General features: G+C 38.6%; 10 protein-coding genes. 4 read left to right on the forward strand and 6 right to left on the reverse strand.

Annotated elements, in window-relative coordinates:
* Positions 1-35: 35 nt before the first annotated feature.
* The 6 genes from DHD80_RS13560 to DHD80_RS13585 all read right to left on the reverse strand — a co-directional run bounded on the left by DHD80_RS13560 (position 36) and on the right by DHD80_RS13585 (position 13,587).
* Positions 36-2,159 (reverse strand): alginate lyase family protein, encoded by a 2,124-nt coding sequence (locus DHD80_RS13560; RefSeq protein ID WP_251741966.1) that lies wholly within the window; start codon positions 2,157-2,159, stop codon positions 36-38.
* 347 nt (positions 2,160-2,506) lie between these two features.
* The gene (locus tag DHD80_RS13565; protein ID WP_251741968.1) at positions 2,507-4,009 is read right to left on the reverse strand and encodes a RagB/SusD family nutrient uptake outer membrane protein; all 1,503 of its coding nucleotides are present in this window, start codon (positions 4,007-4,009) and stop codon (positions 2,507-2,509) included.
* 24 nt (positions 4,010-4,033) lie between these two features.
* The gene (locus DHD80_RS13570; protein WP_251741970.1) at positions 4,034-6,994 is read right to left on the reverse strand and encodes a TonB-dependent receptor; all 2,961 of its coding nucleotides are present in this window, start codon (positions 6,992-6,994) and stop codon (positions 4,034-4,036) included.
* A gap of 851 nt (positions 6,995-7,845) precedes the next feature.
* Complete coding sequence (locus DHD80_RS13575; protein ID WP_251741971.1) at positions 7,846-8,784, reverse strand: DUF5017 domain-containing protein; 939 nt, start codon at positions 8,782-8,784, stop codon at positions 7,846-7,848.
* Positions 8,785-8,825: 41 nt separating this feature from the next.
* Positions 8,826-10,397: a RagB/SusD family nutrient uptake outer membrane protein gene (locus DHD80_RS13580; RefSeq protein WP_251741973.1), complete on the reverse strand. Its 1,572-nt coding sequence runs from the start codon at positions 10,395-10,397 to the stop codon at positions 8,826-8,828.
* A 13-nt stretch (positions 10,398-10,410) separates the two neighbouring features.
* Positions 10,411-13,587, reverse strand: coding sequence for a TonB-dependent receptor (locus tag DHD80_RS13585; protein ID WP_251741975.1), 3,177 nt, complete (start codon positions 13,585-13,587; stop codon positions 10,411-10,413).
* A 532-nt stretch (positions 13,588-14,119) separates the two neighbouring features.
* Between DHD80_RS13585 and DHD80_RS13590 the strand changes: the two genes are divergently transcribed.
* From DHD80_RS13590 to DHD80_RS13605, 4 genes are all read left to right on the forward strand, one after another.
* Entirely contained in the window at positions 14,120-15,733 is a 1,614-nt protein-coding gene (locus tag DHD80_RS13590; RefSeq protein ID WP_251741976.1) for a sulfatase-like hydrolase/transferase, read from the forward strand.
* 366 nt (positions 15,734-16,099) lie between these two features.
* Positions 16,100-19,192: a chondroitinase family polysaccharide lyase gene (locus DHD80_RS13595; protein ID WP_251741978.1), complete on the forward strand. Its 3,093-nt coding sequence runs from the start codon at positions 16,100-16,102 to the stop codon at positions 19,190-19,192.
* Complete coding sequence (locus tag DHD80_RS13600; RefSeq protein ID WP_251741980.1) at positions 19,189-20,628, forward strand: sulfatase-like hydrolase/transferase; 1,440 nt, start codon at positions 19,189-19,191, stop codon at positions 20,626-20,628. Before DHD80_RS13595 ends, DHD80_RS13600 begins: the two co-directional genes overlap by 4 nt.
* Before the next feature lies 1 nt (position 20,629).
* Positions 20,630-21,319 (forward strand): DUF6250 domain-containing protein, encoded by a 690-nt coding sequence (locus DHD80_RS13605; protein ID WP_251741981.1) that lies wholly within the window; start codon positions 20,630-20,632, stop codon positions 21,317-21,319.
* The last annotated feature ends 1 nt before the right edge of the window (position 21,320 follow it).

Genomic DNA, 21,320 nt, shown 5'->3' on the forward strand with positions numbered 1-21,320 from the left:
CCTGAGATGCCGTTTTTTTTCTTTAGAGTCTTATTTTAAGGCTTTAGGACTATGACTTTTCTAGTATTATCATTAATTTCAACCAGCACCACTTTTCCCAGTAATGCTTCTCCTTCCACATAGAAGAAATGTGTAAGCTCATCAGATGCATCATGTGCCACCAATAGGGTGTATTCCTTATCTGGAAAACTCAATTTTAAGGCTTCCGCTTCTTCATCCAGGAGCAATTTGTCCTGCCTGTTATAGACCGGGATTTTTTTAAAGCTTACTATGGAACGTTCAGGGAAATACAGTAGGGAAATAAAAGAGCCGAAACCTTCTTTTTCAATGGAAAATTCGGCTTTTAGGCTTTCTTTTTTTAGATTATATTCCGAAGAAAACCATGCATCCTGTAAGCTGATGTTTACCGGTTTCAAAGATTGTATTACAAGGTTTTTTTCTTCGTAAGAGGTAGTGACCGAGTTGTTACCAACTATCACTTTTTTGTTCGGAAAATTAAAGAACTGAGAATAGGTATGATTTTTACCTGCTTCAAAACTATCCACAAGCAGCCAAACATCCGGTTTCAGGTATAGCATTCTTCTTTGAATTATCACCGGATCTTCCAACCGCATATATGCGGTATTAATCGCTTCGGCATAATCAAAATCTTTTTCTGTTCTTGTGAAAACACCCTCTTCTTTAGCATCAAAAACATTGCTCCAGGCAGTAGCATACATACTGTTTGGTTTTCCGTCCACAGCCAGGGTGTTATGAGAGCGACTATCTTTAAAATATTGTCGCCATTTATTATCGAGATAAGTGAACCTTCCCGGATCTATAAGATAGTCCCTTCCGAAGGCAAAGAGGGAAAAATGCAGTAAGTCATCGTGAGCGTGGCCTCCTCCCAACCTTTTAAGGTGTAAACTGCTATAAAAAGCATCTTCTTCCCAGGATGACCTGGAATATAGATCCCCTGAATTTTCGTGAAAAACCGAAAGGAAATCTGGTACCTGACCCTCTAAATTTTTAGAGGCTGTTTTTATTTGTTTATCGAAAAGGAATTCATTTTCATAATCTGCTTCGGGAAAAGCACGGCTTTTTATAGTGGGATTCATAAATACTATGCCGGCGGTGGTAAGCAGGTCTCGTAAATCGGTGTCGTCGCTATCGCCCAGAAGCGGTTGGTGATAATTAGGTTTTTGCCATGCTATATTGGCAAAAGCCATAGCCCTTGTTTTTTTAGTTATAATTTTAGGTAATTCAATAGCTTTGCGCTGTGAAAGCAGCACTACATTTAAAAAACTGTGAAAGACCTCGTTGTGGTACATTGGGGATTGCTCCCATTGAGTGCCATCTTCTAATATTTGGTATTTGGCCGTGCGCGCAAGGTTTTTTATGGCGTTTTTCCTCCAGGTTTCAGCTTGCTTAAATTCGGGTATAAAAAGAGCAATTTGAAATAAACCCTGAAACTCCAGAACTCCCCAGTTACTGGTTTGGGAAAATTTACTAAAATCTTCATTGAGATATTCGGCATGTTGAGCCAAAGAGTTTAAAAACATTTGAAGAAATTCTGGCGTAATATGTTTTGATCCTTTAAAATATTCGTAACTTTTTATCCAATTCTCGGTCCTAATCCCGGCTTCAATGCGGCGCCAGGAGCTTTGTTTGGTTTTTTCGGAAATGGGGTTGTTGGTTATCCAATGCGTTACTTGTTTAATAAAAGTTTTGGCATATTTTTCTTTACCGGTAAGTAGATAAGCTTTCCCTAAATCCTGCCAATAACGATGCCTATTGAGCATAAAGGTCCATTCGGGGTCTCCAAAGGGATTGGCTTCCCAATCTATTTCCTTTTTAAACTGAAAGGGAATATTGGTCTTCTCCATATCCCAGGGATAACGGAACAGGAAATACCGATTGCTTATTTCGTCTGCGGTTGCAAGAGAGCGTTCCGCATCCTGTAGGAATTCCTTTTTTAGTTTTTGTGTGTCTTCTGCGGAAACTTTAATGTATAGATTTTCTTTTTGCTGAAAGTAATTCAGAAAAGCTGTTTTTGCCGATTTCTGATCTTTTTCATCAAGTGCTCTCTGTACTTTTTCTAGACCGGGATAGTTTGAGTGAATGTTTCTAAGAATTGAAGTTTCTTCCTGCCCTACTATGTAATAGGGAAATGAATACATTACGACTAAACAAAAAAACAAGGTAATCTTCATGTTTATAAGCTAAGGTTATAATCATTGAATTTATTTGTGACCATTCTTCAGTCTCTATAGAAAGTTCATTTACTCCCGAAGCACTAGAATGATATATTTATTTTAAATTCAATAAAATAATTGTGTGTAGTCATCTGATTTATAAAGAACAACATATCATAAATCTAATTTTAATATGTTGTTCTCTTTTGATTGCTTTCAGAAAGGTTTCAATACACCATGGAAATATGAATTATTTAAATATATTCCCTTAAATGTCTACTTTAGATTTGAATTCAATTTTAAATTAAAAAGAGGTAGGAGCGCGATCTAAATTATTCCCTCAATTGCGGGGATGTGATTAGTTCTTCCTCTGGAATCTCTGCAAAATAATTGGACGGACTAGTATCTCCGGTAATTGGGCCTACCAATTCCTCAGAGGAGCGATTTGCCAAAGCTTGAGCTACACGTTCCATACGCGTAAGATCGTCCCAGCGTTTAAATTCGCCTGCCAATTCCCATTTCCTTTCCATATAAGCTAGTTCAGCCAAATCTCCACTCGTCAAATCTACGGAAGCATCTGGCGTATTGACAGGTAATCCGTGAGCCCTTCTTCGTACCTTGTTCAGGGCCTCCCAAGCATCTGGACTGGTACCACCAGATCTTCCTATCGCTTCTGCGTAATACAGTAACAAATCAGCATAACGCATATTATAGGTGGTCATAGAGGTGACCGAATTGGTAGTTGATATTTCATTCTGATATCCAGTGACCTTTAGGAACAATGGATGGCTTTCGTTCTCAAAATCTTTCCAATTAATAGTTTCTCCTCTGAATTCTACCTCCGTACGATAAGTGTCCTCTTTTCTTTTTCCTTCCGGGAAGTCCTCAAAAAAGGCGATTTCGGCAAAATTTTCAGACCAACCCTGTACATCACCTGGGTAACCCAACCTGCCAGTATGTCTATTAGCAAATTGATTGCCCAGTGGTTGCGCATGCCCTAGGCCGAAGACGATTTCAGAATTAAATCTATTTTCATCGGCTATGGACCAGAGAGTCCCCATATCGGGCACCAACGCAAACCCATGGGCTGTTGCGTTGTCGATAACAGTCTTGGCACTACTGGCCGCCATAGCGTATTTTGAATTATCCTTTAATGGCCAACCCGCCCAATGCATATAGAGTTTGGCCAGATATGCACGTGCTGAACCGTTATTGGGACGTATGGCAGCAGGCACCCCAGGATATTTGTCTGGGAGTAAACTTTCGGCCTTTAATAAATCACTTTCGATCTGTGTATATATTTCAATCAATTCGGCCCTTTCCAGGTTTACATTATCTAAAATGTCGGTAGACAAAATTAAAGGCACCTTACCAAAAACCCTGGTTAGGTGAAAATAATTATAAGCCCTAAGAAAATAGGCCTCTCCCAACAATGCATTGATATTTTCATCATCCCCGGTTGAAAAATTATCTTCGTTAGCAATTATATTATTGGCTTCCTTGATTACTCCATAGGGAGGGCCATAAGATAAACCAATCCCGGCGGTCAAAGAAGTCATCACCATTTTGTCTGAATCCCTAAATCCTTGTTTGTTCAAACCGCTATGGGTGGTTACATCGTCACCTCCGTAAGACCGGATCCAACATTGATTCCATTTATTGACCTCCTCAAACTGGCGATACATACCAGCAACTGCCGCTTCTAATGCCTCTGGTGAGTTTAAAGCTGAAGGATCCAATTTTGCGTCGGAAAGATCTTCCTCCAAATTACAACTCATAGCTATTAGAGTTGTGAGCAAGATCAGAAAAATATTTTTTATTCGTAATGTTTTCATTTTTTTTGCTTTTTTATTTTTTTATTAAAATCCTAGCTTAACACCTATGGTAAATGTTCTGGAATTAGGATAGGCGCCATAATCTATTGATGATGCTGTACCTTCACCAGTCGAAACCGAACTAGCTTCTGGATCGTAACCTTGATAATCGGTTATGGTGAAAAGGTTTTGCGCACTGGCATATACTCTTAGAGATTTAATATAGGTTATGTCTTTTAGATTATACCCTATGGCTAAATTACTTAATCTTATAAAATCCCCTTTTTCAACAAATCGTGTAGAATTAATGAAATGATCTCCGCCAATTGGTACATCGGTCTGGTTTTCTGGGGTCCAACGATTTCTATTTTCACCAAAAGTAGGTAAAGATTGCACTCCACCAGATTGTGAAATAGCACCACGGGTAACATTCAATACGTCAAAATCATGTACGCCTCGCAAAAGGAAGTTGAGATCAAAATCACCCCATGAAAAGGTATTGTTTAAAGCCCAGGTATGCTTGGGCACTCCGTTTCCTATAATACTAAGAGCGACGGAACCGTCCTCATTCCTAAGATATTTTGCCTCTCCCGGGGTTCCCTCTGGATCACCTGTTTTATAAGTACCTAAAAAGGTGGCTCCGTAAAAATCACCCAGGGGCTGTCCCTCCGCTACGCGAACATAAGGCCCCGCTGAATTAGTAAGCCCCCCTGCAGGTTCGAAAAAAATCTCGTTCTGGTCATCAGATAAACTTTTTACCTCACTCTGGTTGTATGAGTAATTCAAGTTGAAATCCCAAACGAACCTTTCCTTGTCCATTGCAATTACATCCAGACTTGCTTCCCAACCTCCGTTAAAAACCTCTCCTACATTTCGCGTAATACTTCCACCACCTGTAAAAGTTGGAAGTGGTACGTTCAATAATAAATCTGTGGTGTTTTTCCAATATTTGTTTAGTGAAAGGTTCAATCTTCCATTCCAAAAAGTAGCATCAGCTCCTATATTGGTTTGTTTGCTTGTTTCCCAGGTAAGATCTGGATTACCCAAATTTCCTAGTATAAAGCCCCTGCTCAGTGAGGTACCATTCAATGGGTAGTCCTGACCTGTAGCTAGATCGCTAAAGGTTGTATAGGGCGGGATGTTCTGATTGCCTGTTTCACCATATCCACCCCTTAATTTAAAACGCTCCACAGTCCCGTTGAATAAGTCTTTAAACTGGTATGCTATACTACCCGATGGGAAATAACCTACTTGATTGCCTGGTCTAAAACGAGAAGATTTATCTGATCGAATTGTAGCGGTAAGATACAACTTACGATCAAAGTTATACTCGCCCCGTCCCATCCAAGATTCTATTCCACTGGGTCGTAAGCTTGCGTTTACTGATGGATTTGTACCCAGATCCAACGAATAAAAATTGGCTGGAATAGAATAAGGCCCTCCGTTCGCATTCAAACTTTTAATTGTCGTGCTTTGGATCTCATATAGCCCCGTAAGCTTTAAATTGTGATTTTCGAAATTCTTGTTCCAGGTCAAAATATTACTATTTTGAAGAGTGGTGGCATTTCTGCTACCTCCCCCGCCCACTGGGGGACCTAGTACAGATCCAGCTGGAATTCCGAAATAACTTTCACTTAAAATATTGTCATACAATATACCTCCAATTACGGTAAAATTCAGATCGTCGGTTATATTATAAGAAAGATTAATATTGGCATTGACACTATTAGTTGTCTGGAATGCTTCTGATTCTTGGCGCTGTGCAACAGGATTGATCAATCCGTTACCGTTTACAGAGCTAAGGTTATAATTTCCGTTCGAATCCCTAATTGGTAAGGTTGGATCCCAGCCCAAGATGGATGTAATACCAGCCCTAACATCGGGACTGGTGCGTGTTCCATTTGCTACAAGGTTCAAGGTTTTTTCGTTACTTCCATATAAGTTTACTTGTGCCGATAATTTATCTGTAAGATCTATATCTAAATTGCTTCTTAGGGAATATCTTCTATATTCGGAGTTAATAGCAGTACCTGTTTGGTCTAAAATATTACCGGATACGAAATATCCTATTTTTTCACCCTTACCTCTCGCGGAAACCTGGAGATTTTCAGTTACACCGGTCCTAAAATAGGCGTCCTGGTAATCGGTGCCTCCATCCACTACGGGGATATCAAAGAGAGATCCAAATTCTGTTGGAGACAGGATATCCACTTCGTTACTAATGGCTGAAAATGAGCTAAACATATCGATGTTAATTACCGACTCCCCACTACCACGTTTAGTTGTAACCAATATAACTCCGTTAGCCCCTCTTGAACCATAGATGGCGGTGGCTGATGCGTCTTTAAGGATCTCCATCGATGCGATATCGTTAGTATTAATCGAACGCAGGTCTGCGCCAATAACCCCATCGAGTACAACCAGAGGTTGGTTGTTTCCATTTATGGAGTTGCTCCCACGTACTCGAATGCGTATGTCTGAGCCCGGTGCGCCTGAGTTCTTGGTCACCTGCACCCCGGCAGCACGCCCCTGCAAGGCTTCTTCAACTCTGGATACTGGTTGTTTTTCGAAATCATCAGCAGATACTGAAGATATAGCTCCTGTAAGATCACTTTTTCGTTGGGTACCATAACCTACTACCACAACTTCATCCAGGGCAGCCACATCTTCCTGAAGGCTAACATTAATTTGTTGACGTTCATTCACCTCAATTTCCTGTCGGAGAAAGCCTATATAGGTAAAAACCAATACAGCATCTGGAGAATTAACTAAAATTTCATAATTACCATCAAAATCGGTCACCACCCCATTGTTGGTATTTTTTACCATTACCGTTACTCCCAGCAGTGGCATGCCTGATTCATCAGTTACTATACCTGAAACATTATTTTGTGTTTGCGCAAATATAGTTTGATTTCCTGCTGAAAATATTAGAAGAAAAAGATATATCCAAATGGATAGAGGAATTCTCCTCCCGATAATTGAACTAAAACTATTTTTAATCATAATAGCATATTAATTTTATAGTTGACTTGTTAAGATATTTAATAAAAGTAAATAATTTTTTTTTATTACTTGTTAAAATGGTTATTTTTATTTTATAGTACACAAAAAGAAATGATATGAAAGATAATATTTTCTTTTAAAATTATATTTATATTGAATAATTAGGCCATTCTGAAAAATACTAACAAAACATTATGTATATTATCTTCTTTTCTAGGTGTTTATTTAAAGAAGATAAGTTCAATTATTAAATCTTATGTGCTACGTGTAAATGGAAAATAAAACAAAAGTAAAATGTTTCGTTTAACATTGTTAAATGATATCTGAAGGCATGAAGAAATAAAAAGTTCTTGAAATTTACTATCCTTGAGGTGGCCGCCGGGAATATTCTTAGAGTAATTATTTTTAATCGTGGTAGTTAAATTATATGTTCCGAATTTTTTGATTCTATACTTCAAGAATATTATTCTTGCGCAGGACAATATTTAGAAATCTAATGCGAATAATTACCTATGGATAGGATCAGGGGAAATCACGAATCTAACATTGATAAATGGTCGGGAAAGAATTTATATCAATATTATACCCCTAGGTTCTATCCTTTTTTTAGGTAGCCTAATATTTTTGAAATTCTGGGATGAGTATGTCGACCGGTGGGAGTATGCTTGGTGGTAATGGTCTACATATATGAAGTTGACGGAGACCTCATTTAGTTGAGAAAAATTCAAAAAAAACCGGAGACCATAAAAAGACTTTTCAAAATATTCAAATCCCTCTTGATCTCCGGTTTGTGATAATATCACTGAAAAACTCTAAACAGTGAAATTAAAGTCATTTAGCTTATAAATCCATTATTCTGTAACTTCAAGGGTAAACTCCTGAATTTTTGTTTTATCCCCGTAAATGGTAGTGTTGTTCCCCACAAAGGTCACGGTATATGTTCCTGGTTCCGTATAGGTATGTGTAAAAGAATCCAAAGGTGTAGAATATGTTTTTAAGGGCTCCCCTTTATCTGGAGCGACACCTGTTAGGTTTATAGAGTTGCTAATTAGCCAATCTTCATTAGGGTAGTCAGTGGGTCCACCTCTGAACCTCCAGATGTTCCTGCCTGTATCGTAATACCATTTTCCTACATTCCAGGCTTCGTCTATCCCTTGTACATCTATTGAGTTAAAACCCGGATCAAAAAGCGTAGCCACCTGAAGGGGTGCAGCTGCATCTTCTGAATCCAACTGGATGTTAAAATCACTTATCCGCCATTCGGGCTGCCTGTTACCATCAGATTTAATATCTTCGCTAAAGAATTTAAAAGCAAAATAGATAGGTTCCCCATCGGCAAGGTCCGTTATTTCAGCTGAGCCAGACTCAGTCCATGCAAAATCATAAGCTGTAGCAATATTAAATTTATCGGTTATATCTGTCCAAGTGGCGTTGTTTACCCCCTCTACGGTGCTGGAGCCATCATAATCTGATGATGCTAACACAAATAAGGTGCCAGTGGCGTTTGTTCCTAGCCCAAACTTCTGAGCATTTTTAAACGACATGGAAACAATTCCTTCAGCTTTGGTCCTCTCCCTGAATTTGTATTTATGGCCAAGTTCTCCCGAATAGAACATGAGAAAATCAGGTGCATTCTTCACCATAAACTCTACAGGTTCCCCTACAGTTGCCGAAAGCGAAACGGGAGTTACCTCGAAATTAGGCTCTTTGACTGTTTCAGGATTTTCACAACCATACAAGATAAAGGCCAAAAGAAATATATTCGATATTAATATTTTTATGTTTTTCATTTTCTATAATTTTTAGACATTAAAATTCTGCCCGTAGAGCCTTACCAGTTTGGGTTTTGCTCTATGAGGCTGTTTGCACCAATCTCCTGTTCCGGGATAGGTAGTAAATTATGCTTACTACTATCGTAATTACGGTAAACATCCAAATAATAGGACTCTAATGAATTGGTTGGAGCGGGTCCTTCCCCTTGGAACCTTTCCCAATCTTCATTGATAGTTTCATCTTGAGCCAGGTGTGCCGCCAAAGTTTCGTTTACCGTCTCTTCCATAATTCCCCAACGAACCAGATCATATTTCCTAAGCCCTTCATAGCAGAGCTCTAACCTGCGTTCTTCCTGAATCAGCTCTAAATCAATGTTTTCCAGCGGAGTGGCATTGGCTCTGTTTCTTACTTGATTTACCGCAGCTAAGGCTTCGGTAGAACCTGGATTAAGCTGATTTTCAGCTTCTGCAAACATCAGTAATACATCAGAGTATCTTAATACAGGCCAATGGTAAGGTCCCCAGCTTCCTGCACCCTGTTCGGTTAAATAACTACGATATTTTGAGCAACCATACCTAAATTGATTAGAGCTCAATTTAAAATCACAAGTATCACTGGGAATAAAATATGGTGAGGCATTCCATACGCCACGCTCATCCGAGGGATCTTCCCTGTAAGCATCTATTAATGTTATAGAACTGGATATCAATGAATATCCTCGTCTGGAACATTGTGAATTGTCAATTCTCATTCCCACAGATGATCCTATTTTTCCACCTTGCTGGTTGTCCTGATTACCGTAATAAAATGCTATTTGCATCAAAACTTCTTTGGTGTCATATTGCTCAACAGCTAAATTTTTGAAAATGTCGGAATAATCTGGATTGAGTTCATGATACCCTCCATCTATTACTTTCTTGGCCCAATTTCTGGCTTGTGTATAATAATCGCCATCATTGGTAAAAGGTTCGCCGGCGCGATATAAATTTGCTCTGGCCAAAAGGCCTTGAGCAGCGGACTTACTTGCTCTTCCCGGAGTCACTTCCTGAATAGTGGGTAAATTTTCCTCTGCAAACTCCAAGTCTGCAATAATCTGGGTATAAACATCCTCACCGCTAGTTCTAGGTAATAGTTCTTTTAATGTATTCTCAAGGGGCATAGGTATACCTTTTTTACCACCAAAAGCCCTTTCCAAATCCATAAATAAATATGCTCTAAGATACCTGGCCTCGGCTACAAAAACCTTTTTACGATCTTCAGGTATGGGAGAGTTTTCTAGCTCAACGAGCATGATATTGGCGGCATTGACGCCTGCGTATAATAGTGACCACGACTCCAGTATAAAGCGTTCGCTTGAAGTGTGTGCATTCTCAAGGAATGTCCTTGTTCCATTTCGATTTTCAAAACCTTCGTCGGTACCGGAAAGCGGATACATTGCATTGAAGTCTGTTTGTCTATAAGCGCGGAATATGCGGCTATAGATTCCCATGAGACCGGCCAGGGCGCCTGCCTCATTTTTATAAAGGGTTGCAGAGCCTATTCCATCTTCTGGTGGGATGTCCAACTTGTCATCACAACTTTGGGTGAATAAGGCACTAAAAATGATGATTATAAGGAATTTGTTTTTCATGATTATTTTTATTTTAGAATGATACTTTTACACCAAAACTATAGGTTCTACTTCTGGGATAAGCTGAATAATCTACACCCGGCATTATGGCAGAGTTGTTTACAGATACTTCAGGGTCATAACCACTATAATCTGTCCATGTAATTAGGTTTTGGCCTGCCAGATAAATATTTGCACTGGTAAGACCTATTTTATTTATATCTTTTCTAGGAAGATTATAAGAGAGATTTACCGTTTTTAAACGTAGGTACGATCCATCTTCTACAATCCTTGAAGATATATCTTCAAAACCTCGCCCGCCTGCTCGGAACATATCTGTATCCTGATTGGTTGGGGTCCATCTATTAGTAACAGTAGCATATTGATTCTGGTGACCATATTGTACTTCTTCAAAAACTAACCTATTGGCGTTAAGAATATCGTTTCCATACGACCACTGTAAAAAAGCACTCAAGGTAAAGTTTTTATATATAAAGGTGTTGTTTAAGCCCCCAAAGTGCTCGGGAAGGCCATTTCCAATGATTGTCTTATCTGCAGAGCTTATCACACCATCCCCGTTAACATCTTTATACTTCTCATCACCCGGCTGATGTGTATTTCTGTAGCTAGGCTGAGTAGGGTTTAATGTAAAGGAGGCGGCATTTGGATCATAATTCGCAAAATCTTCCGGTTGATAAACTCCGTCGGAGATATAGCCATACATATTACCTAATGGTTTTCCTTCTTCAACGATAAACTGATTGGATGCATATCTGGAGTAATAATTTGGATTACCAAATATAGGTTTACCCTCAGGGAGTGATATCACTTCACTTTCGTTGAAGGAGATATTGAAATCTGTAATCCATTGAAAATTTTCCGTAGAAATATTCACCGTGTGCAAGGCAAACTCTATCCCTTTATTACCCACAGAACCGATATTTTTCCATACTGATGTGATTCCTTGAGAAGGAGGAGTATCCGCATTGATTAGTAGATCTTCAGTTGTTTTTTTATAAATCTCCACAGATAAGGAAATTCGATCTTCCAATAATCCCAGGTCTAGACCTGCGTTATACTGCTCGGTTGTTTCCCATTCCACCCTAGGATTAGCTCCAGCTGCAGTTGGGCGTTGTCCCAGCACTTCCTCGCCATTTAAAAAATAAGAAGCCAAATTTGAAGTGAAGAGATCAAATCTTACATTGTTGGGGATTCTATCGTTACCCGTTTTACCGTATCCAGCTTTAAACTTCAACTGGGAAATAAAATCAATATTTTTAATAAATTCTTCTTCCTCGGCCTTCCATGATACTGCTAAAGATGGGAAGTAGTCAATATTATAACCGGGAGCAAACGCAGATGATCCATCTCTTCTTATCGAGGTGGTTAATAGATACCTGTCTTTATACGAATAATTTAGCCTCGCCAAAACAGATTCTATTCTTTCGCTCTGGCTGCCGTTGAAATCACTTGTGGTCCCAAGTTCACCTTCATCCAAAGCGTTGATGCCCTGACTTTCTGCATACTGAGGAATTTGAAGTGCATCTATAATGGTTCTTTCTACAGTTTGGGTATTCAGCGTATAACCTAATAGTGCCGTTATCCCATGATCACCGAATTCTTGATTGTAGGTAAGGGTATTTACAGTAGATAGAGTTTTAAAATTCTGATAGTCTAAGGATCCATTTATACCATTAATAGGGTTTACCAATCTTCCATAGACTGTTTTACTATTATTGAAACGTCCCGTTTTCCTAAACTGGCCATTATAGCTCCCCCTGGTTTCAAAAGTTAAAGAAGGAAGTATTTTGTAACTTACAGATAGATTAGTTATGATTCTATCCCGCTCTCGTTTCCTGTACTCGTTGTTTAAGGACAAAATTGGCTGCCAGTTAAATATCGCATCTTCATAAAATTCATCTGTAATCTGGTATAACGGATTTGCGTCACCATAATCTATAAATTTATTGGCTACAGGAGCATAGCTTATTAGGTTTCTCATAAAGGAATAGGTCGAAGTTCCTTGCGTATCGAGTCCTAATTGTTCTTCATTGGAGTAAATAACATTAAGGGAGACATCTGTTTTATCGTTAACTTCTTGTTTTATATTGAGTCTACCATTAATCCTTTTATAATGAGATTGAATAAGGGTGCCTTCTTCGTCCAGATAATTGAGGGACGCATCTACTTTGGTCTTATCACTCCCTCCAGACATTTTAAGACGGTGGGTCTTGGTATAGGCAGTTCTAAAAGCTTCATCTTGCCAGTTTTCAGTCGGGCTATTCCTGTAATCTTCGACTCCACCTACGACTTCATCATTCTCATTTACAAAATAATTACCTTCTGCCCGGGTTGGGCTAATCTCGTTGGCGAGTTTTACAAATTCGTAGGAACTCAGAACGGGAATCGTATTATTTACTTCATTGACATCTATACGAGTTTCAAATGAAACTTTTGTTTTCCCAGATTTTGCCTGTTTTGTGGTGATAAGTACCACTCCATTTGCCCCACGTGCCCCATAAATTGCTGTAGCAGAGGCATCTTTCAAAATATCGATACTTTGAATATCTGTTGGATCTAATAACCCTGGGTTAAAATCATCAATTATAAAACCATCTAAAACATACAAAGGAGAATTATCACCATTTACTGTATTACCCCCTCGAATTACAATTTCTGAACTTTGACCCGGTTCGCCAGAAGCTGAGCTTACCTGTACTCCAGTAGCTCTACCGGCCAAGGCTTCATCAAAACTTGAAACAGGAGCTTTATTGAGTTTGTCCATATTTACCGATGCGACCGAACCTGTCAAATCTTTCCTTTTTACGGAACCATAACCCACTACTACAACTTCATCTAAAGATGCTACATCTTTTTCCAGTGTAAGATTAATTTGATTACGGTCATTTACTTCAATTTCTTTTCGGAGATAACCTATATAACTGAAAATCAATACAGGATTTAACGAGTTTATTGAAATTTTATAATTACCATCAAAGTCAGTGATCACACCATAACTGGTATCTTTAACCATTACCGTTACTCCGGGCAATGGTATCCCTGTTTCATCAGTTACTATACCTGAAACAGTATTTTGTGATTGCGCAAATATGGTATGATTTCCTGCTACAAAAAGTAAAAGAAAAAAGAATAGGGAAAGAGTCAAATTTGCTCTCTTTCTAGTAATAGGCTTAAAAAGATGATTTACCATAATAGGATATTAAATTCTTAGTTATTTTGTTATAATAATTTCTTAAAATTAATAAAAAAAATCAATACACAAAGAAATTAATTGTTTTTTTCTTTTTAATAGCTTTTTTTTATTATTAAATCTCCTTAAAAAAACAAAACGAAAGATAAATATTTATTTTTTAGGTTTTACCTTTATGATTTTACGATTCTAATTTAATTTTGTGCTGGTCGATTTTTTTTTAAAAAAGAGAGAATTGTTTTCAATACTGCAATTCTTTTCTCTTTGATAGTAGTTTTAAGCTGTGGGTGTTGAACTCCATTTACTCCTTTCAAGAAGGCAAAGTTTTCCGTACTACTTATACTCTTTAAATGGATACTATAAACCAATGTTTTGAGATTATATATAAGCTAATTTTGCTTACAACTTAATTAATCAAATTATTACTTTTAACATAGGGTTAGATTAATTTTATTAGATTTACGTATAAAAGTAAAAAAACGAAAATAAATTATTTCAAAAAGAGAATAATATTCAAAATTAATTTACACTTATGAAAGATCTAAAATATTTTATAATTATTTTTTTTGCATTTACTTTGGGTGCTCAAGCACAGAGTCATTTTGCTAGTTCAAATGGTCAAAAAAATATTAGTAAACCGAATGTCATTATTATTTATGCCGACGATCTTGGCTATGGCGATCTTAGTAGCTATGGGGCCACTAAAATAGAAACGCCAAATGTAGATAAGTTGGCTACCGAGGGACTTAAGTTTACCAACGCTCATTGTACGGCTCCTACCTGTACGCCTTCCAGATATTCTCTGCTTACCGGCAACTATCCTTTTCGACAAACAGGTACAGGTATTTTAAGCGGAAATGCAGGGATGATTATTCCAACTGATAAAAAAACTTTGGCTAAAGTCTTTAAGGAAAGTGGATATAGTACGGCTGTAGTTGGAAAATGGCATTTAGGACTTGGTGATGGTAGTCCAATTAAATGGAATGATTCCATTAAACCGGGGCCCAATGAGGTAGGTTTTGATTCTTCATTTATTTTTCCTGCGACTGCTGATAGAGTACCAACTGTGTATTTGAGAAATCATACTATTATTGGTTTGGATGAGGAGGATCCAATTGAAGTAAGCTATAAATCTAAAGTTGGGAATGAACCGACCGGAAAAAAACATCCGGAGCTTTTAAAAATGCACCCTGCTCCGGGTCTGGGACATGATGGCACCATCGTAAACGGTATTTCCCGAATAGGGTGGATGAAGGGTGGTACCCGGTCACGTTGGACCGATGAAGAATTAGCACATGATTTTTACGCGGAATCAGAAAACTTTATAAGAGATAATAAAAAGAAACCTTTTTTTCTTTTTCTTTCGTTAAGTGATATTCACGTTCCCAGAATGCCTAATACTCGTTTTAAAGGGGCTAGTGATTTAGGTTATCGTGGAGATGCAATTTTGCAAATGGACGATACTGTTGGAAGAATTATGCGCTTATTGGAAGATTTAGATATTGAGGAAAATACCATGCTAATTTTTACTAGTGACAATGGTCCTATCCTTAATGATGGTTATATAGACGGTTCTATTACCAAGAATAATGGTCACGATGCTTCAGGTAAATATCGCTCTGGAAAATATAGTATTTATGAAGGTGGGACTCGCGTACCTATGATTATTAGATGGCCCAAAGAAATAGAGCAGGGGGGGAGCTCTTCAGCATTAATTAGTCAGGTAGACCTTTTGGCTACTTTTTCCAATTATTTTAATCAGTCTCTTGAAAAAGACGAAGCTCTCGATAGTTTCAATCTTTGGGATGCTCTTATAGGTCGTGATAAGAAAGGCAGAGAGAGTATGATAGAAGATGCTACAATAAAAATGATTGATGCATCTACTCAAGCTCTAGTAATTGGCAATTGGAAATATATTGCACCTGAACAGGGGCCGGTTCGGCTCAGTTGGGCGATAGATATTGATGGGGGGCAGGAAACCGGATTAAGTGCAGAGCCACAGCTTTATAATCTTGAAAAAGATCCCGGGGAACTAAATAATGTAGCTAAACAACACCCCGAAAGGCTAAAACAAATGAAAAACACACTTCAAGAAGCTATTAAATCGGGGCATACTAGAAAACACTATAATAATAAAGTTAAATAAAAATATGGACGACTTAGTGAAGCTCTCATGTTTCGCTCGTTGAGTCTTTCGAATCTTATTCAAATAAAAATTCTTTGAAATAATTAAATCGAAAGTAAATACAATATAAAAATATATTTTATTTAATAAATACGGTATAGAAAGATAAATAATAATGATACGAAATAAAAAACCTATATAAACCTTTGTTTTAGAAATAATTGTTTGTAATATTGTTATGGTGGGTATATAACCGATTACTATTCCTAAAAATAGTTCCAGAAGGCTCTTGAATTTAATATATGGAATTGTCTTATTCTCTAGAAAAGGTATGGGAGACGGTAGGCTCAAAATAAAAATTCAAATAATTTTTTCAGTCCTTTTATAATGATAAAGTATCAAAACAAATATTTAGGTTTCTTATTCCTTTTAGTCGTGACCATGCATTTTCCTGGTTGTGGTTATGGCCAGGAAGATAAAAGAGCTTTTAAAGAATCTTTTGAAGATAAATCAATTCTCCCAAAGTATGAAACTTCAGGGAAAAGTGAACTTTCCCTTACCAAAAAACACCGTTACTTTGGCGAATCTGCGCTGCAATGGGAGTGGATTGGTAATGCATCTTTTAAAACTTCAGCCTTCCGTATTTTACCAAAAGAGAAAAGTCCTTTGCAGTATGGAAATCATTTTCCTGCCAGTCCAACATTTATAATGTCGCTCTATAATGAGGAAGCTCAGGGAGACCAAATAAAAATTGCATTTCTTGATACAGAGGGAAATGAAAAGATGTGGTTCACTTTACCACTTGATTTTACGGGATGGCGGACAATTTGGGTGCCTTTCTATGAAATGAAAGGGAGTGTTCCGGAGAAAACAAAACCGGTGGATTTCGAGACTATGAAAATAGTTTCAATGACCGAAGACGGCTCAGGAAAACTTTATTTTGACGATATTGTTTTCTCGCAATATCAGGACGACCGTCATTCTTATCCCGATAGGTTGGTACCTTTTATTAAAGCAGATATTCCCGCAGGAAGCGACCACTGGATGCCTTTGATACGGGATATGGAACGCATAGATAATATAGCTTTAGAAGTGGTAACTCAGGAGGAAAAACAAGATTTAGTTAAGATAGAAAAGAGAATTGATACTGAATTTGACATTTCAAAGAAATCTGAAATTTCATATGATCACGCGCTAAAGGAATTTAATAAATTGAACCTTGGTTCCAAAAAAGACCAAATTTCAGGACCGCCACTCACCTTTCAGATCGATCAGGTTTACTTTAACGATGCTTCAAATTTAAAAGCGGAAGCCCTGGACATCAAAGAATTTGGTTCAATTATAAAAAAGTTGGCCAACTTCTATCAACGCGCTTCCGAAGAAGACAAAGCTCGAATAGCAGATCTTTTTACAACCGCCTCAAAATATTACCTGGACCAGGGGTGGCAGGCGGGTTCCTCTGGCGGGACACGTCACCATATAGGATATGGGGTAAGGGATCTTACCGATGCTTTTTATATGATGAAGGAACCCCTGAAAAAAGCGGGAATCCTAAACGAAATAGGAAACAGTTTAAAATGGCTCTTTAACCTGGGCAAAATTTTGGGTCCGGAAGGAGAATTCCAGGCCAATGTAGATTACTACAATACCCAATCTTTTTATCACCTGATGCTCATTTTTATGACCGAAGATATCAGGGAGCAGGCAGCATTGCTGGAAGCTTATTCAAATTATATGTCTATCACTCTAGCCCAAGACGATGAAAAAGGGGTTTTTAAAAAAGATGGGACCGTATGGCACCATCGTGGGCATTATCCTGCTTATGGTTTAGGTGCCTTTACCAGTGTCCCACCTGTAATCAATATTTTGTCCGCGACCGAATTTCAAATTTCGACCGAAGGCCACAGAAACTTCAAAAAAGCCTTTATGACCACCAGGTTGTATAGTCAGTTATATGACTATGGCTTTGGCAATGCAGGGAGACACCCTCTGGAAGACAATAGTATCAAACCCTTACGTCAAGCTTTTTTGAAAATGATATATGCCGGGAGTCCTGAACATACTTCAAAAATAGACCGGGAAGTAGCCGCCGCTTATCTAAGATTGTGGGGCAATAAAGATCCTGAGAACACTAAAATAATTTCCGAGGCCTACCATGTGAAGGCGGAGCGGCTTCCGGGTTATAAAGTTTTTCCTTTTGCGGCCACCGCTGTGCACCGAAGGGATCAATGGGCGGCCATTCTAAAAGGTTATAGTAAATATGTATGGGCATCAGAAATTTATGTGGATGAAAACCGCTACGGAAGATATCCCGCAAACGGAAGTATCCAGCTCCTGAACAGGGAAGGAGAAGCTGGAAGTGGCTTTAACCAGAATGGGTGGGACTGGAACCGCTACCCAGGAACCACGGTGATCGTCTTGCCCTTTGAGGAATTGGAAATTGAAGAGCCCTTGCTGATGTTCAAATCTGCGGAAAGTTTTGCAGGTGCGGTGCGCCTGGATAAAAATGGGGTTTTCGCAATGAAACTCAACGAAAGCAAAGGAGAGAATGCCGATGGCGCGATGCAGCAAACCGGGTTTCCGGGAAAATTGAAGGCCAATAAATCAGTGTTTTCCTTTGGGGATAAATTAATTGCTATAGGAACCGGGATTTCCAGTGTGGATGAACAACACCCCGTTCAAACCAATTTATTTCAGAATTATTTGTTAGATAACAATATGCCCATATACGTTGAGGGAGAAGGGATGTTTTCCAAATTCCCCTTCATGGCACATTTAGAAGGGGATACTGAAAATGGAAAATGGCTGTTGGACGTATATAACAATGCGTATCACATTCTTTCGGCTAATTCTGTGCAGGTGAAAAAACAGGAACAAGAATCCTATCATAACAAATATTCCATTAGGACCGGAAAGAAAAATCCAAAAGGTAAAGGCGCCGATATCACGGAAGGGGATTATGCGGTTGCCTGGCTGGATCACGGGAAAGCTCCCAAAGATGCCTCTTACCAGTACGTGATCTATCCGGATCTTTCCAAAAACGAACGTGATGATTTCCCCGAGAATATAAAGGGCAAAAACAATTTTGAGATTCTTCGTGCAGATAATGTGGCCCACATAGTAAATAATAAAGAGGGTGCCATGACAGGTTTTGTGGTTTTTGATGCCGAAAAGGAATTAAATAATCCTCTATTGAAAAATGTTTCGGCACCTTCCATTATAATGATAAAAAATGAAGGAGAAGATAAATTGATGATCAGTGCCCTAAACCCGGATCTCAATATGCCAAATTTTGAGGACAAGACGAAAAGTGGCTTGAGCCTTCCCGTGGAACTTAGTTTTACGATTAACGGCAATTGGGTTTTGAACGGGGATGCTGCAGTAAAATCAATTTCTTCAGGAGATGGAAAAACCGCAATTACAGTAGAAAACCATGATGGCTTTGCCAAGAATATTCTATTGAAAAAAGTAGAAGAATGATAAGAGGAAGAAACTTTTCGGTAAAAATACTGTTCTTTTTGGAGCTGCTGGCTGGATTGAGTTTCTATAATCCGGTACAAGCCCAGGAAAAAAAACCCAATATCCTGCTGATCATGACCGATCAGCACCAGGCGGAGGCTATTGGGGCAAATGGTAACGAATTTGTAAAAACACCAAACCTAGATAGATTGGCCAGGAGCGGGATGAATTTTAGCCGGGCCTATGTGACCTTTCCGCTGTGCACGCCTTCCCGATCCAGCATCTTTACCGGGAAAATGCCGCACAAGTTACAAGTTTTGTCAAACGAGCCACACGAGGAAAGAATGCCTGATGCAGAACAAGCCAAGGGCCTGGGACTGGCCATGCAGAAAGGGGGCTATCATACTGCCTATGGTGGTAAATGGCATGTTCCAGAACCAGAGATGGTGAACGGCAATGGTTTCAAAAATATAGCGCCCTTTGGCGATATAGGACTTGCTGAAAAGAGCATCACATATATGGATTCGATAAAAGACAGGGAAGAACCATTTTTTTTGGTCGCATCTTTTGATAACCCGCACAATATTGCCGAGTGGGCCCGGAATCAGCCTTTACCTTACGGAAATGTAAAGAAGGTGCCTTTGGAACAAACCCCGCCATTGCCCGTAAATTTTGAAAAAGGCTCAGGTTTTCCGGAAGCCCTGCAAATAGAACAAGATGCCAGCAAAAGGATCTATCCTACGGCAAATTATACAAAGGAAGATTGGCGCCAGTACCGTCACGCCTATTATAGCCTGGTAGAAAAAGTAGATGCTGAAATAGGTAAAATCCTTGATGCTGTAAAAGATCTGGGACTGGAAGAAAATATGCTGATCATCTTTACCAGCGATCACGGAGACGGTAATGCTTCTCATCACTGGAATCAAAAAACAGCTTTATTCGAAGAATCAGTCCAGGTGCCTTTCATAGTGAGTTATAAAGGAAAAATAACTCCTATGGAGAAAGACCAAAATACCCTGATTTCAAATGGACTGGATCTTTATCCCACAATCATGGATTATGCAGGTATAAAAATCCCGGATGAGCTTGATGGGAAAAGCCTTAAACCTCTGTTTGAACAAAATAAAACCGGGCTGGACCGCGAATTTGTAGTAGTGCAAACCAAATTTGCCGGTAAATCTGCTTTCAATACTAAAGGAAGAGCTCTTGTTGGTGAAAAATATAAATATGTAGTGTATAGCTGGGGCAAAAACCGAGAACAACTATTCGACTTAGATAAAGACCCTCAAGAAATGAATAATTTGGTGTATTCTAAAAAGTATTCATCGGTATTGAATGACCAAAGGAAAAAATTATATCAGTGGTGCAAATTTAATGACGATCCTTTTTTACGGAAAATAATGTTACCGGAAAACAGCGATATTGAGTCCAGCACTTTATTTGATAAACCCTATTAATATGAAACGGAGAGGTCAGCTTCTATTTTTATTCATTGTCATTTTCCTGATCATGGATTTCACTGGTTCGGCTCAGGTAATTTCTGGTTCGGATTATATGGCACCAGAACACTTGGTAATAGAGCAACAACCAGGTGGTAGCGTTACTTTTGATGATGGGGCGATGGAAATAACCGATGTGAATGGTTGTACAGTATGGTTTAAAAATAAACTGGAATCACCGGTAAAAATCGAATATGAGGTTACTTTCATAGATGAGGGTGGACCTTTTGATCGGGTATCCGATTTAAACTGTTTTTGGATGGCGACAGATCCAAAAAATCCCGATGATTTCTTTGCCGCTTCTGAAGAACGAGCAGGGAAATTCACCAATTATCACGGCTTGGAACTTTATTATGTAGGCTATGGTGGCCATAACAATACAAAAACACGTTTTAGACGTTATAATGGTACTATGGACAGGCCACTTCTACCTGAACATGATTTAAGCGAAAAAAAGTTTATGATCAAGGCAAACATAAAAATCCATGTCTGCCTTATCGCAGATGGTAATCAAATAAGCTACGTTCGAAACGGGGAAACCGTTTTCTCCATAGATGACGAGGAGCCTTATACAGAAGGATATTTCGGGATAAGGACAGTTAATAACCACATGAAAATCGAAAATTTAAAAATATCAAACTTAAATTAAT

The organism is Gramella sp. AN32 (genome assembly GCF_023718305.1).
In the GTDB taxonomy this organism is placed as follows: Bacteria; Bacteroidota; Bacteroidia; order Flavobacteriales; family Flavobacteriaceae; genus Christiangramia; species Christiangramia antarctica.

Coding starts and splice junctions, on each gene's coding strand:
- DHD80_RS13560 (WP_251741966.1), bottom strand. CDS start 2,159: ATGTATTCATTTCCCTATTACATAGTAGGGCAGGAAGAAACTTCAATT.
- DHD80_RS13565 (WP_251741968.1), bottom strand. CDS start 4,009: ATGAAAACATTACGAATAAAAAATATTTTTCTGATCTTGCTCACAACT.
- DHD80_RS13590 (WP_251741976.1), top strand. CDS start 14,120: ATGAAAGATCTAAAATATTTTATAATTATTTTTTTTGCATTTACTTTG.
- DHD80_RS13575 (WP_251741971.1), bottom strand. CDS start 8,784: ATGAAAAACATAAAAATATTAATATCGAATATATTTCTTTTGGCCTTT.
- DHD80_RS13600 (WP_251741980.1), top strand. CDS start 19,189: ATGATAAGAGGAAGAAACTTTTCGGTAAAAATACTGTTCTTTTTGGAG.
- DHD80_RS13585 (WP_251741975.1), bottom strand. CDS start 13,587: ATGGTAAATCATCTTTTTAAGCCTATTACTAGAAAGAGAGCAAATTTG.
- DHD80_RS13605 (WP_251741981.1), top strand. CDS start 20,630: ATGAAACGGAGAGGTCAGCTTCTATTTTTATTCATTGTCATTTTCCTG.
- DHD80_RS13595 (WP_251741978.1), top strand. CDS start 16,100: ATGATAAAGTATCAAAACAAATATTTAGGTTTCTTATTCCTTTTAGTC.
- DHD80_RS13570 (WP_251741970.1), bottom strand. CDS start 6,994: ATGATTAAAAATAGTTTTAGTTCAATTATCGGGAGGAGAATTCCTCTA.
- DHD80_RS13580 (WP_251741973.1), bottom strand. CDS start 10,397: ATGAAAAACAAATTCCTTATAATCATCATTTTTAGTGCCTTATTCACC.